Origin of the sequence: Gracilibacillus orientalis, from assembly GCF_900114645.1 — a bacterium.
Lineage (GTDB): Bacteria > Bacillota > Bacilli > Bacillales > Amphibacillaceae > Gracilibacillus > Gracilibacillus orientalis.
The window spans coordinates 124971-140633 of the sequence record NZ_FOTR01000003.1; the positions used below are offsets into that span (position 1 = coordinate 124971).

Consider the following 15663-nt stretch of genomic DNA (forward strand, 5'->3'; position numbering starts at 1 on the left):
CTCCAAACGATATGCAATAATAATTTACAGGTATATCTCCGTATGACCTGCTATTTTCCCACTGTCATTGGAAATATTTATATCTTTCAAAGCATATAAACGATCTATCGTTGCTTTATTTTGGTATTGAAACTTCTCCAATATTTTTGCCACTAGAAGCGGCCAAAGGTGTTCTGTCCCACTTAATACTTTGATTGCAATACTTATTTTTTCTTTTCTTAAAGCTAGACAATAAACACCTTGTGCACCGCCTTTTGCTATGATATTACGATCTTCTAAAAGCGTAGAACAAATAAATTGATGTGATGCAACAATGTTTGGAAAATTATTCATCACTTGTGTTATTTGATTAACAGTTACACGTAAAGACGCATTATTAATTAATAAAATATCTGCAAATTTCAAATATGAGATTGCCATGTTTTGTAGTGGAACAGCATGTACAGGCACCCCACATCCATCTAAACCTGTTATGATTCTATCTTTTGGTGTTTCTGATAATATAGATACATAATCTAGCACATCTTGCTGTAATGGATGGGACATTTCATGATAATTATCTACACTTAGGTCTTTTTCCTTCGCATTCGCTAAAAATCCTAAATGCTTGCCCGCACAGTTATGCAGTAATTTTCTTCTTGATTTATGAGATGCAATATATTTTTCCTTTGGTGCTGCGTTTAATGGATAACTTTCATTACACACCAGTCTTTTTTCTTCTATACCTAACTTTTCTGCTAAACTTGATAATGCTTTTTCGTGATAATCTTCTCCCCTTTGTGATGCTGTAAAAAGAGCCGTTTCCTCTCCTGTCAGCTGATATTTATTTATTATGTTACTAGAAAATACAGGTATAGCTTGAATTGGTTTCATAGCTGAACGATAATAGAAGGGTTGGGTTATATCACCTTTTTTAAAAACTACTTTTTTGTTTTTATCTAGTACACAAATAACACCTTGATGGATATTTTCTACGTTCCCATTTCTAAACTCCTTTGCTATAACAGGAAAATTCATATTTCTTATCTCCTCTTCCATTCTCCTTATTAGTGGAACAAAAGGATGCATATTTTTTATGCATCCTTTTTCTTAGCTATTGCACAATAAGATCATACATGGATACAACCTTGACATCTGTAATATCTTGGGTCTTGGTGAAATGTATATTTCCATTCACGGAATCTGTAAAGGCAATATATTTTTTGATACCTGGAATCAAGGAGAAGTTATTATCTTCAAAACAACCTTCTTTATCTACTTCCAGCCAGACATTCATTGCAAAAGATTGACTTTCTAATTCAATTCCACCATCAACATAAGATAATTGAATCTTAGGATCTCTCCATAAAAGATCTTTCGGTTTTACCATCACATGCTCTACACTGTCGATCACCTTTCCATCCACCGTTAATTGAGCAAATAAGACAACATTATTAGTCTTTCCTACGACTCCTAACGACTTGATATCCGATTCATAAATAGTATTGGAAGTATTTTGTTTCACAAAGACATCGCTTGTTTCTTGATGCATCAGCTGACCATTTAAATCATATACATGAAGCAAAAGTTGTGCTTCTTGATCCTGTAATTGATCGGATACCGCATACAATGATAAGCTATCTTCATTTTGATCTACTATTAAAGCGGTTGTTTTAAATCGGTCTTTGATAACATATTGTAAAGCTTTCCATCTGCCGTAATAGTCCATACTTGACCATGAAGCAACCGGCCAACAATCATTCAATTGCCAATATAGCGTTCCCATACAATATGGCATGTTTAACCGGTGTGCTTCCACCGCTGATTTAATTGCATCTGCTTGCAAAATATGACTAAGATGCAGGAAAGACGAAAAATCTTTCGGTTCTTTATAGTACATTTCCATATAATTTTTAATCAGTCGGTTTCCTGCACCATTTTTCTGATGATGTAACATAACATCTGATTCGAGAGCTAAATCTCCTTCTTTCGCATAGGTAAAAACTGTTTTTTTCTCTGGGAAAGATTGAAATCCATACTCACTCATAAATCGGCCTACTTTTTCTTTATATGCTTCAATCGGTTTTAACCCATGCCAAACATCCCAATAGTGAATATCACCTTTTTCAACCGTATCAAATGTTGCATGCTGGTCCTTATTATAGGATAATTCTTTCATCGGGGAACTTGGCCAATAATCTGTATTCAGGTCATATTCTTCCACAACAGATGGTAATAAATGATGAAAAACTTCATCATATCCCTTCCAGATTTCTTCACGTTGTGATCCATTATATCTTTGCTTCCAGCCCCAGCCAGCTTCTTCTTCAAATTCAGACCAAGCAGCATCCATTTCATTATTTCCACACCATAATGCTATACATGCATAATTTCGTAATCGTTTAACATTATCAATCGCTTCTTGTTTTACATTATGAATAAATGCTAAGTCACCCGGATACATACTGCATGCAAACATAAAGTCTTGCCAAACTAGCATCCCATATTCATCACACAATTCATAAAAAATGTCATATTCATAGATACCGCCACCCCACACACGAAGCATATTCATATTAGAAGCTGCTGCTGTAGCGATTTCATGCTCATAGCTTTCTTTTGTTGTCCTCGTTTGAAAACTATCATTCGGAATATGATTTGCACCTTTTGCAAATACAGGCACACCATTTAACTCAAAATAGAAACTTTGACCATTCCGATCATCTTCCCTTACTAAGCGAAGTGATCGAAGTCCAGTTTTTACAACTCTTGTACTCTGAATCTGCTCATTTAACTTTAAATCTACTTGAAAACAATACAAATAAGGCTTACCTAAACCATTGCTCCACCATAATTGAGGGTTTTTAATCAATATCGGAACCTTAATTACTTGGAATCCTTTTGTTAATTTACAAAGCTTACTTATATTCAACACATGTTGATCGGAAATAACTAGTTTTATTTCCGTTTCTTTTGTAGCCTCTATTTCTATGGCAGCAGTAATTTCTGCTTTTTCGAATGAAACAGCTTGTTGTTGCATATGAACATCCATTAGCTTAGCACCAGACCATGCTTCTATATAAACACCTTTCCAAATACCGCTTGTTACAAAACGCGGCCCCCAGTCCCACCCATAATGATAGGGAGCCTTTCGTGCAAATACACTTAATTTTTTCTTGCCAACTCCTCCATCTTCAGAATGGTCATTATCGGCTGGGAGGTTATAACCTAATTGATCGGGCTTGCCGATATCATGATGTATCGGCGACTGGAAATAGACGAGTAATTGATTCTCTCCTACCTTCAAGTGTGATTTAACATCAACTTTCCAACTCCTGAACATATTGTCCGCCTGTAGTACCTTTTCACCGTTTACATATACAGATGCATATGTATCTAACCCTTCAAATGTAAGCTCTATTCTTTCTTCTTGTAACCAGTCTGAGGAAAATGACAAAGTAGTTTGATATTCCCAATCTTGCTTATCAATCCACTGTAAATCCAGCTCATTTTTCCCTACAAAAGGGTCTGGTATCATGCCATGTTCTAACAAATCAGTATGCACACACCCAGGAACTGTAGCTGATTTCCAACCATTTTCTCCTGCAGCTTTGAAATACCAATGTTGATTTTCTAATGATGTTTTCCTAATGTTACTCATCAGCATACCTCCTGTTATGAATCAAAATGAATCTCTGCTTTTTCTTCACTTGATTTATATACACCCGTTAAGATTTTCATCATTTCCACACCATCTTCTACTGGTGCTATCGTTTCTCCTTTTCCATTTACACAGTCAATAAAATGATCGATTTCTTTTTGAAAACCTTGTGCAAAATCGAATGTTAGATGATCAATTTGTGGCGTACTGTTCAAAATGATATTATTTTTCTCTGAAACGATTTCTAATTGAGGCTCAATTTCTGCTCCTCCTTTATCTCCATATAAACTAACACGTAATTCTTCTTTTTTCGCATGTAATGAGAAACTAACATCGACCATTAATGAAGCACCATTTTCAAATCGAATAATTGCATTCGCCAAATCTTCCACACTATTTTGCTTGGCATCGTAATCTGCTGCTTGATAAAAGGATTTATATTCTACATTCGAACGGTTACCTAATTTTTGATACGTATTACCACTAACTGATTTTACTTTTGGTTTACCCATTAAATACCAGCAAAGGTCAATAACATGGACGCCAATATCAATTAGAGGTCCACCTCCGGATCGTTCTTTATCTGCAAACCAACCACCTGGATTTCCTAAAACTCGTAAGCAGGTAGCTTTGGAGAAATAGATATCACCTAATTCACCATTATCAATAAAGCGCTTTAACACTTGTGTATTGGTACCAAACCTTCTTACATACCCTATTTGCAGAAATTGTTTGGGATTGTTTCTCACAGCTTCTTCTATCGCTAAAGCTTCTTCCACTGTTTTACACAATGGTTTTTCCAATAACACATTTTTCCCAGCATTTAGTGCAGCGATGGCTATTTCAGCATGCGTATTGTTCCACGTACAAATACTTACCGCATCTATTTCGTTATTACTCAACATCTCTTGATAATCTGTATAATAATGTGTCGCACCAAATTCTTCTGCCGTTTGTTTAGCACGAGCTTCATTTACATCACATACCGCAAACAATTGAACATCTTGATTTTTTAAGTAACCTTGAATGTGCATTTCAGAAATAGATCCTAAACCAACAATTCCGATCCTTACTTTACTCATTCTTTAACCTCCTTAAAGTTGATTCCAAATATTTCGAACATTTTGCAATGAAATTCCACTTGCTTTTCTACACTCTTCCATTCCTTCAAATTCAATCGATACATATCCATCATATCCGCTCTCTTTTATCATTTTTAGAACACTCACTAATTCAATGTCCCCATGTCCGGTAACAGCACCGCGCAAATATTGTCCACCTGCTGAGGGAAACCAGCCTTCTCCTGGGTTATGCCATGATCGGGGACGAATATAAAAATCTTTGACATGCACCATCGTAGCATTGCCCATACATTTATAGACCGCTGTTATTGGATCTTCATCAGCACACAGAAAATTTCCTGTATCCAATGTATGACCAAAATTAGAACGATTCACACGAGATACAATTAGATTGATACGATCACTTGCTTGAATATAAAAACCATGATTTTCGATACTTGTTACAATCTGATATTGTTTAGCATAGTCAGCAATTTCCTGGCAAGCTTCGATAATTTGAGGTAAATCATGGTCAAACTGTTCGATGCCTGCCTCTTCTGGTGGCTTAAATGAAATATCATGTCTCATTCTTCGCACACCTAGTTGATTCGCGATATCCACTTCTTGTTTTACTCGTTCAATTTCTGCTTGAAACGCTTTCTCATCACCTATCAAAAAATCCGCTCCAATGGCGTAATTGGAAATGTCTATTCCTACTTCTCCAGCCTTACTCACTATGTCTGCAACCAACTGCGGATTATCTGTCAATCTATAGCCGATTGGAACAATTTCAATATGTTCTCCACCCTGATCTTTTGTCCACTGAATGACATCTAATATCGACATTTCACCTTTATGGATGGCATTTGCCAAACTGTATGAGCTCATCCCTAATTTCATTTTTAAGAACCTCCTCTAGTTATGAATTAAAGTTATTGGCTTTTTTTGTTGATTGGATTGATATGCTGCCTTTACAACTTCTAATGTTCTCAAACCATCTTCTCCTGAAATAAAAGGTGGTCGCGATTCCGTTACACATTGTAAAAAATCTTTCGTTAATTCTTCATCCATATCATCTGACCAAACGAGATTTTCCAACTTGTTATCACGGTCGTTAAACAATACTGTATGCTGTTTAAATGCATCGACTGCTATTGTCCCTTTATCTCCAAATAATTCTAGCGTCACGTCTCCCCATATCGGAAAGGTTTTTGGACGTGACCAACTTGGATCAATCGTAACAACGATACCCGATTCGAATTCCAAGATGACATGGCCACAATCTTCCACCACTATATCGTAAAATCTTGTATCAAATTCCGCATATACGCTTTTTACCTCATCTCTTAATATCCAGCGAAGTGTATCCACAATATGTACGATGTGGTCGGTAGCACACCCTCCACCTGATAGTTTTGGATCCACAAACCATCCTCCTGGCATTTGTCCATGATTCGTTGTATTGATCGCTAAAATGCTGCCGATTTCTTTTTCGTTGACCAATCTTTGGACTTCTTGAATCACAGGAGCAAAACGAACAGGGAAGGCTACCTGTAAAATGACATTATTTTGATTACATGCATCTATCATTTCAAGCGCATCATTTATTTCTGTTGCAATCGGTTTTTCGCATAATATATGCTTTTTGTAATTGGCAGCTGTCACAACATGATCTTTGTGATTTGCATTTTCAGAACAAACAATGACAGCGTCTAAGTCTGTTTGTAGCATCTCATCCAAATCTGTATAAAATGATGCATGAAAGGTCTTTGCCATATCTATTCCTCTTTGTTGATCGTCATCCCAGACACATTCCAGGGAGGCACTATTATTTTTCTTTAGAGCATTTGCATAACTTAATGCATGCATATGTGCAAAACTAATGATTCCTACTTTCAACATTTTACGCCCCTCCTTTTGTAACAGGAATAGCTTGATTAAACGATGATTCAATAGCTTCGATAAAATCAATGGTTTCGGTAACTTCTGTGATATTATTAAATGAATGGTGATCTTTCGTTAAAATGTGATGTACATCTTCCAACTGGCGCTGAATCAGTGATGTTCCAATTGGGTTAACCTTCCGTTTGCTCATATCAATTTTTGCGATACTGATTGGATTTGTTTCATTACTTTTATGGGTAAGCATTCCCTTAGAACCGGCAAGTTCGATATTTAATTCCTCTTTGCCAAACCCACGCGCCAATTCTAAATGGGTGAAACTATTATCCTTATGCCTGATATGCACCGTCATATAACGACTGTCCACTTTCTTTGCAAAAATAGTGTTAAAATCACCAAATGTTCGATAGATCCAATCGATTACATGTAGTTCCTGTTCTAAAAATCTATCATCACCTGGTACTACTTCTGACTTAGAAGATATACGATTGACACCACTATTACCTAGTTGATGCGTTGTGAATCTTTGATTTAAATTCATCCATTCAGGTGAAGTCATCAACGGATTGACGATTCGAATCATCATTTGCTCTTCTTTAATAAAGTTTAATAGATGTTTTGTTTCTCTTATGCTTGATGCGATAGGTGATTCCACGATAATAGGAATTTTCCGTCCTAGTCTCTTTAAAATGAAAGGCTTCCATTCTGTCGATGCACATACATCGATCAATTCTGACTGATAACTGAAAGAAGGTAATGAATCTAAGTTATCTTCATTGACTACTATCGATTGTTCGACTTGTACTGCAGGAATGGATTCCCAAAACGATAAATGTTTACTTAATTCTGATTCATTACCAATCAAAGTAACTTTCATTACACTTCACCCTTTCTCAGATCTAATTTGATATGTGCAAATTTCATACGGCTTTAATTTCATTTTATAGCTATCCGTACTTACTAATGAATGATCGATAGTTTTTTCAAGCAGATTAGTTTCCTGGAATACAACTTTTTCTGGTAATGTCACTGTTGTTGACACCTCGCTTCCTTCTGCCTCGTATAACCGTACAATAAGTCCCTTTTCATTTTCAGCCAATTTAACGGCATCCAATATAGCGCTTTCGCTTTCTATTCTTATAAACGATGAAGAATTTAATAAGTTACCTTGAGATGTTTTCGCAGGAGATATAAGGTCTCTCGTATTTAACTCATGGCCTTTTTTGACTGTGTCTGCTGCTTTCCAATCACCTTGATGCGGATATAAAGAATAGACGAACTGATGTCGGTGAGTATCTGCACTCTGATCAGGCCATTTCGGCGATCTCAATAAAGATAACCTGATATTTTGACCTTTGATATCATATCCATATTTACTATCATTTAAAAGGCTGACACCATAGGTTCCTTCTGATAAATCTGCCCATCGTTGACCACAAACTTCATATTGGGCTTGCTCCCATGTCGTATTATTATGTGTCGGACGGTCGATCGTTCCAAAAGGTATTTCATAAGTTGCCTGTGACGAATAAACATTAACTGGAAAGGCCACTTTTAACAATTTATTCGTTTCCTTCCAATCTACTTCTGTTTCGAAATCAATTAACTTAGAATAATGGTGAAATATAATCTTTTGTGTAATAATAGATTCATTTAACTTCCATTTAAAATGTAATTCATCTGTTAAGTTACTTGTGTAATGAACAGTCTCCTCAAGCAACTTCATATTATCAATCTTCTGAGAAGCAAAATTCGGATCTATATCCCAGGCGTCCCAGTCTGTAGGAAGATCATCAAATAATTGTAGTTCATTAGCGACCTCCCCGGATTGAATAATCTCTTTATCACACTGTTTATCATACAATCGTGAGATGAAGCCTTGTTCAGTAAATTCTACGATGTAGTTAACCGTTTCCCACTTGCCATTCAATGACTGGGAAGATGCTAATATATTCCCTTCCTCCTCCTGTACCCAAACTGTTTTATAGCCAAATTGTGGTACATTCGAAATAAAAGCATGTAATTCAATGGTTGAATTATCAACCCTTACATATTCTTTTGGATAAGGATTCCCTTCTTCATCTACTATTGTTTTTGATAATAGATCTTGATCGCCATTCACTTTAATAAGACGATCCCTATCCCATCCCAAACTATTGAATATAATTAGTGGTTCACCGGGGCCATTCGTATCTACACGACTTTTGATTTGCTCAATTGCTTCTCTTTGCAAAGATTCACCTTCAGACATAACTTCTTGATATTGTTGATCTGATAGCTCATATACTGGTTCAATTGATGTACCAGGAACAATATCATGAAACTGATTCAACAGTATTAATTTCCAAAGTTTCTTTATTCTTTGAGCAGGGTAATCAGTTCCTATTAGCAGATGAACAAATGAATGCCATATCTCCACATTTCGAAGTAAAGATTCAACTTGCCGGTTATATTTTTTTGTTTTTGCATGCGTAGTATAGGTTCCTCTATGGAGTTCTAAATACAAATCACCATACCATTTTGGCAATGCTGGCTTTTGCTGACTAATGTGTCCAAAGAAGTCATGTACCTTACTAAACTTCACATTAGGCAGACCTGGTAATGATTTTGACCGTTTAACTTGTTCGATCATTTCTCTTGTAACACCACCTCCACCATCACCATAACCGTACACCAACATTCTTTCGTTATGGTCATTCTTCTGATTAAAATCATTCCATGTCTCTTTTATATCCTTTGGATTTGTTTGTTGACCCAAGATAGTATGTAAATAAGATAAAATGGTTGTACCATCAATACCTTCCCAATGAAATAAATCATAGGGGAAACGATTGGTATCATTCCAATTTAACTTCGTCGTCATAAAATACTCCGTATCAGCTTTTTTTAGAATCTGAGGTAAAGATGCACAATAACCGAATGTATCTGGTAACCATTCCACTTTAGGTTCTTCTCCAAATTCTTCTTTAAAATATTGCTTGCCATATAATAGCTGTCTTACCAATGATTCACCTGATGGAATATTCAAATCTGGTTCCACCCACATGCCACCGATAATTTCAAAACGTCCTGCTTTTATTTGTTGTTTGACTCGTTCATATATTTTAGGATAATAATTTTTTAGATATTCAAATAATTGCGGTTGGCTTTGGGCATACTCAAACTCCTCATATTCATCCAGCAATGTGCAGGCTGTTGAAAAAGTCCTTGATGCTTTACGAATCGTTTCTTTTAAAGGCCATAACCATGCAACATCTATATGTGATTGACCAATAGCTCGAATAGTTCCTTCACGGTAGCCAGAAATCTCTTTTAATAGTGATTGAATGCTCTGTTCTTGTTTGAGCAACTCCTTTTGATTCATCAAATTTTTCTTATCAGGTATTTTCCATTCATTCGCCAGATCTTCTAATCTTTTATAAAGTATGGAGTAACGAGTATCTGATTCAGGTATTAAAGCTAATGTATTGCAGGCGGTTTGCAATGTATAGACAAAGCTTTCCACTGCTCTATTAACTAATACCAAGGCACTGTCCTCTAAAAATATAGAAGGTGGTGCTGTTTCCGCACTTGCTACTTGGTTAAAGCCTCGTAAAGAATCTTCTGGAATACCAACAGGGTTAAATAGTTCTATTTCAATATTTAATATACTTCTGTCTAGTATATGTTCTGCCAAGAAACAAAAGGAACGGTTGCGATCAAAACCTTGAATCGGCTCTCCATTAATATTCATTAATGCTTCATAATGAGATGAAATGCCACCAGGACCTCCCGCTTTAAATATGATACCGATGTCTTTGGAAGACCAATCATTCGGGATTTCTATGTGATTATTTAAAAAAGCAGTTACTCCAGACTCAATCAATGGTCCCCCGATATCGGCTGTTTCGGGTGAATTCTCTTGCTCTAAGGGTTGATAATTCTCAGGGCCTTCATACTTAAATAAATTCATTTCCCAATTATTGATCGTTTTCGTTGCAATATATTGGTTATTTCTTAGTAATCGAATCAAACGATGAATTCTTTTCATGACAATCCCTCACTATTCTTCATGAATCACTAATTTTTTCTCATCCAATTGGTCGGATGATTCACCTATCATTAACATTACATTTCCTGGCTCAACTACTTGATTCATTTCTAAATCCCAAATAGCTAGTTCTTCAAAACCTAATTGTAATCTCACGTTTTTCGTCTCTCCAGCAGGTATCCATATTTTCTTAAATGCTTTTAATTCTTTTATTCTTTGCGTAACAGATGCTTCTAAGTCTTGAATGTATAATTGTACGACAGCAAAACCATCATATGCCCCTGTGTTGGAAACATCGACTGATACATGGAGACGTTCACCATTTGTTAACGAATGGATACTAATTGTCTCATGTTCTTTTGTTGAAAATTCGCACGGAAACAAACTATACGATAAACCGTAGCCAAAACTGTACATGGCATGACCTACTTCATCGTAGTAATCGCTTTTTGCCCCACTATTTTTGGCATTATAATATACTGGTAATTGATCTGCCGAATATGGAATAGATACCGGCAGTTTTCCACTCGGATTCACATCACCAAATATGACTTCCGCTATCGCTTGACCACCTAGTTGACCAGGATACCATCCTATTAATATCGCATCTAAATATGGTTCAATATCTTTCAAACTATATGGCCGTCCTTGGATTAACACCCCTATCATAGGAGTATTTAAGGAGGCTAACTCTTGAACTAATTCTTTCTGAACACCACCTAAATCTAAATTTGCTACATCGATATTCTCACCACAATCCATTTCAGCTTGATCATAGTCGATCACCGCTCCGTTATCCTGAAATTCCATACCAAACTCTCTTGCGCTTGATCCACCTAATGCTAAAATAACAACATCCGCTTTACTAGCTATTGTTTTTGCATTATTAAAATCTGACATATCTGTTGATCGAATTCTACATCCCTTGGTATAAAGAATTTCACAACCTTCCTCAACAATTTCACTAATCCCTTGCTTTATCGTTACAACCGATTCTTTTCTTTGTGGAGCTGTATAATCTCCTAATAAATTATAAACATTGTCTGCATTAGGGCCTATAACGGCTACTGTTTTATTCGTTTTGCTTAAAGGCAGTAAATGATGTTTATTTTTTAAAAGTGTGATAGATTGTCTTGCCATTTCTAAATTTAATGTTTTACCTTCTTTTCTACTGACCGAAGCGCACTTTTGTTTGTTAACTTTTTCTGAAAATAGTCCTAACAAAAATTTCACATACAACACACGTTTAACTGCTTTATCTACTACCGATTCTTTTATTTTTCCATTCATAACAGCTACTTCAATTTGTGTATAAATATCGTCCCACAAGCTTAAATCCACACCTGCGTTTAAAGCATAAGCTGCAGCCAACTCTTTATCGCCAGTGAGTAAAAGTAATCGGTCCAATGCTGTTCCATCTGCCATCACAATACCGTTAAAACTCCATTCTTCACGAAGTATACCCGTTAATAATTTTCGATTTGAATGACATGGAATTCCATCAATCTCATTATAGGCTGCCATACACGCTAACGCCCCGGATCTAACTCCCGCCTTCATGGGTGGTAGGTAAATTTCTCTTAATTCCCTTTCACCGATTAATGCAGGACCAGCATTATGTCCACCAACAGCAGCTCCTTGTGCGGCAAAATGTTTTAGAACAGCAATAACATTAGGGGCCTCTTTATTATCTCCTTGCATACCTTTAACTACAGCCTTAGTCATACGGGCAGCTAAATAAGGATCTTCACTGAAACACTCCTCCGTTCTCCCCCACCTGGGATCTCGCGCAATATCCAATGTGGAAACCAATCCTAAATGCACACCCCTCTCCATTAATTCTAATGCTATATATTCAGACACCGATGTTTGTAAGTCCGTATTCCATGTAGCACCAGACCCTAAATGGGTAGGAAAAACTGTGCTGTCCAATGCTTGATGACCATGGGGGCATTCTTCAGAAAAAAGTGTCGGAATCCCAAGTCTAGTATGTTCCTTTAGATAATCCTGAATCATATTTGTAACATGTATAGAATCCTCTAAAGGAATGCCATTTTCGAAATGTATACCAGACCAAGGGTCAGCTCTAAACAAACCGTATAAAGCCCCAATTCCTTGGAACTTTTGAACATGTTGTTTAAACGTCTCGGTTAATTCGTATTGGTTTCCAATTTTTCTATATACTTGCCAACCATATAACTTTTGGTTTAACTGTCCTACCTTTTCTTCTAAAGTCATTTGTTTTACCAAATCATCGACTTGTTTCTCTAGCAATTTTTAACCTCCCATCATTAAATAAAAGTGTAATTTTTTACGAAAATTTAAAAACATGAGCAATTGGTGTATGTTCACCTTCCACGGGAGGGATTTTCACCGTTAATCCTTTTTTTCCTTGATAGAATTCCAGCGAATCGCAAACATTAAGCATGTCGATACGTTCTACTTCCCCGAAATAAGGAATAACTATTTCTTTATCTTGATAAGAATGATCTTTATCTTGATATAAACGGAAGCAATATACATAATTATCCTTAGTGGTAAAGCCGTAATTGTCTGTATAATACGGGGCAACCATTCTTGTTCCATATATTGACTCCCCATATAATCCCATCCACTCTCCCATATCCTTCATTAGTTCACAAGCTTTTCTTGGAAGTCGACCATCTGGTTGAGGAGGAACATTTAAAGCCAAATTTCCACCCTTAGCTACTATTTCGATAAGTGTGTGAATGATCTCTCTTAAAGATTTATATTCATCTTCAAATTTAAATGAAAAGGAAGTCCCAATTGTTATACAACTTTCCCAAGGTACATCAATAGGCTGATCCGGAATTGTTTGCTCCGGTGTAATATAGTTCTCATATAAGCCTCCTACTGTTCGATCCGCAGTTAACAACCAAGGCTGATGTTGTCGAGCATTTTCTACCACCTCACCAAGCCTGATATCTTGGTTGCGCTTACCTACCCAACCTGCATCTAGCCACAGAATGTCTATTCTTCCGTATTTCGTCATTAATTCCATTATTTGATTATGTGTGAATGATATAAACTTTTCCCACATCCATGGATAGTGTTTCGGATCATAAGATGGTCCTCTCCACATATAATTTTTTCTTTCCATTCCTGGCGCCCAATAATATGGCGTATGCCAATCTGCTTTAGAAAAATAAGCTGCTATTGCTATTCCTTTCTCACGAAAAGCATCAAAAACATTTTGGCAAACATCTGCATATTTATGTGTGTGAAATGGACAGTCTTTTCCTGTGATACTATAGTCTGTTTCATTGGTATCCCACATGGAAAAGCCATCATGATGTTTGGTCGTAAATATAAAATATTTAAAGCCAGCTTGATGTGCAAGATCAGCCCATATATCTGGTTGAAATCTAATTGGATTAAATGTTTTGTTTAAATCAAAATATTGCCTCTTAAATTCTTCCATATCTTCTTCCCAATCGATATCATCACGAGACCATTCACCATCTTCATCACTTAAAGCCCATGATTCTACTAACCCCAACTGAGAATATGGTCCCCAATGCATCATCAATGCTAACTTTTGATCTTTAAACCATTCTAATCTTTCTAATAAAATGGAATCATTTGGTTTAACCCAACTCTGTTCTGGACTGTAATTGTGCACACCACTTGCTACTTCATGCTCTTTTTCCATCTGTTCAACCTCCTTTTACTTGATAACGTTTATTTGTCCCTTTTAGACTTATAAACATGCAACGGACTCCCATTGACTACGAGTCCCATTTCACTTAATAGAAATTCACTAAACATAGAATTAGCCCAAGAAAACCAAGGTCGTGTATATCGCTCTGGATTATCCACATGAAAGCCCTCATGCATTAGATTTTCACCAGCATCTGTTGCTTTAAATATTTGAGCCAAATCATCCCTTTCTTCTTTTTCTATTGAGGTTAACCCTTGAACCGCTAATGCAATATGCCAAATATATTGATCTGGTGTATGCGGACTACCGATACCGCTTGCCACTTTACCTGTAAAATAATATGGATTTTCTTCACTCAAGATAAACTTTCTTGTATTTTGGTAAATTTCATCTTCAAACGGTCGGTATCCAATATAGGGAATAGACAACAAGCTCGGAACATTTGCATCATCCATCAACACATAATTACCTAAACCATCTGTTTCATATGCATAGATAGGACCAAATGTAGGGTGTTCAACAATGCCATATCGCTGAATACCTTGCTCGATTTCTAGTGCTAAGTTGTTCGCTATATCGGCTAATGACTCATTTCCTAATATAGAAAGAGCTATCTCAGCTAATTGTTGTAAAGATACAACCGCAAACATATTAGAAGGAATTAAATAACCATATTTACAAGCATCATCACTTGGACGAAACCCGCTCCATGTCATTCCCGTGTAGTTTACCGGTGCCCCATAACCATTATGAGAAAGTGTATCTTGTGGCGGACAATTATCACGTATGAAATGATAATCTGACTGATCTGGATGATGCTGTTCTATCGTCCAAACATCTACTATTTTCTCCATCGCTTCTGTAAACTGCTGATTAAAATGAGTTGTGATACCCGTTGCCTTCCAATACAAATAAGCAAGCTGGATAGGATAGCAAAGTGAGTCAATTTCATATTTTCTTTCCCATATCCAATCAGTCATTTTCGTTTGATCCTCATGATAACGATTACCATTAGGGTGCTCATTAAAGGCATTGGCATAAGGATCATGGTTGATAAAGAATATCTGCTTCTTAATCACACCTTGGATCATTTTATCTATCTTTGGATCTTGATCTGCTAATAATAAATAAGGTCTAATCTGGGCTGCTGAGTCTCGCAACCACATTGCCGGTATATCACCTGTTATCACAAAAGTAGTTCCATCTGATTGGGGGCGTATTGTTGTTTGATACGTATTAACGAAACATTCCTGAAACAAAGCTTGCAGTTTTTGATCTATTTGATAATAGTCTTGCACTTGTTTAATTAAACCTTGGATAGAAGGTGTTAGCTGTTGTGTCATTTCTA

General features: G+C 36.4%; 10 protein-coding genes. All 10 read right to left on the bottom strand.

Going from position 1 to position 15663, the window contains the following annotated elements; translation table 11 throughout:
• Window positions 1-24: 24 nt before the first annotated feature.
• The 10 genes from BM121_RS06680 to BM121_RS06725 all read right to left on the bottom strand — a co-directional run bounded on the left by BM121_RS06680 (window position 25) and on the right by BM121_RS06725 (window position 15658).
• Entirely contained in the window at window positions 25-1017 is a 993-nt protein-coding gene (locus tag BM121_RS06680; protein WP_091482632.1) for an asparaginase, read from the bottom strand.
• A 76-nt stretch (window positions 1018-1093) separates the two neighbouring features.
• The gene (locus BM121_RS06685; RefSeq protein ID WP_091482634.1) at window positions 1094-3640 is read right to left on the bottom strand and encodes a beta-mannosidase; all 2547 of its coding nucleotides are present in this window, start codon (window positions 3638-3640) and stop codon (window positions 1094-1096) included.
• Between the two features lie 14 nt (window positions 3641-3654).
• Window positions 3655-4722, bottom strand: coding sequence for a Gfo/Idh/MocA family protein (locus BM121_RS06690; RefSeq protein WP_091482635.1), 1068 nt, complete (start codon window positions 4720-4722; stop codon window positions 3655-3657).
• A 12-nt stretch (window positions 4723-4734) separates the two neighbouring features.
• Complete coding sequence (locus BM121_RS06695; RefSeq protein ID WP_091482637.1) at window positions 4735-5601, bottom strand: sugar phosphate isomerase/epimerase family protein; 867 nt, start codon at window positions 5599-5601, stop codon at window positions 4735-4737.
• 15 nt (window positions 5602-5616) lie between these two features.
• Entirely contained in the window at window positions 5617-6600 is a 984-nt protein-coding gene (locus BM121_RS06700) for a Gfo/Idh/MocA family protein (protein WP_091483158.1), read from the bottom strand.
• A gap of 4 nt (window positions 6601-6604) precedes the next feature.
• A complete protein-coding gene (locus BM121_RS06705) occupies window positions 6605-7480 on the bottom strand; it encodes a hypothetical protein (RefSeq protein WP_091482638.1) in 876 nt (291 codons plus the stop codon).
• 6 nt (window positions 7481-7486) lie between these two features.
• Window positions 7487-10633, bottom strand: coding sequence for an alpha-mannosidase (locus BM121_RS06710; protein WP_091482639.1), 3147 nt, complete (start codon window positions 10631-10633; stop codon window positions 7487-7489).
• Between the two features lie 12 nt (window positions 10634-10645).
• Window positions 10646-12871, bottom strand: a complete 2226-nt coding sequence (locus BM121_RS06715; protein WP_091483159.1) for a glycoside hydrolase family 3 N-terminal domain-containing protein — start codon at window positions 12869-12871, stop codon at window positions 10646-10648.
• 73 nt (window positions 12872-12944) lie between these two features.
• Entirely contained in the window at window positions 12945-14306 is a 1362-nt protein-coding gene (locus tag BM121_RS06720; RefSeq protein WP_091482641.1) for an alpha-L-fucosidase, read from the bottom strand.
• A gap of 29 nt (window positions 14307-14335) precedes the next feature.
• Window positions 14336-15658, bottom strand: coding sequence for a glycoside hydrolase family 125 protein (locus BM121_RS06725; protein ID WP_091482642.1), 1323 nt, complete (start codon window positions 15656-15658; stop codon window positions 14336-14338).
• Window positions 15659-15663 lie beyond the last annotated feature (5 nt).

Coding starts and splice junctions, on each gene's coding strand:
- BM121_RS06715 (WP_091483159.1), bottom strand. CDS start 12,871: ATGACTTTAGAAGAAAAGGTAGGACAGTTAAACCAAAAGTTATATGGT.
- BM121_RS06680 (WP_091482632.1), bottom strand. CDS start 1,017: ATGAATTTTCCTGTTATAGCAAAGGAGTTTAGAAATGGGAACGTAGAA.
- BM121_RS06685 (WP_091482634.1), bottom strand. CDS start 3,640: ATGAGTAACATTAGGAAAACATCATTAGAAAATCAACATTGGTATTTC.
- BM121_RS06690 (WP_091482635.1), bottom strand. CDS start 4,722: ATGAGTAAAGTAAGGATCGGAATTGTTGGTTTAGGATCTATTTCTGAA.
- BM121_RS06695 (WP_091482637.1), bottom strand. CDS start 5,601: ATGAAATTAGGGATGAGCTCATACAGTTTGGCAAATGCCATCCATAAA.
- BM121_RS06710 (WP_091482639.1), bottom strand. CDS start 10,633: ATGAAAAGAATTCATCGTTTGATTCGATTACTAAGAAATAACCAATAT.
- BM121_RS06725 (WP_091482642.1), bottom strand. CDS start 15,658: ATGACACAACAGCTAACACCTTCTATCCAAGGTTTAATTAAACAAGTG.
- BM121_RS06705 (WP_091482638.1), bottom strand. CDS start 7,480: ATGAAAGTTACTTTGATTGGTAATGAATCAGAATTAAGTAAACATTTA.
- BM121_RS06720 (WP_091482641.1), bottom strand. CDS start 14,306: ATGGAAAAAGAGCATGAAGTAGCAAGTGGTGTGCACAATTACAGTCCA.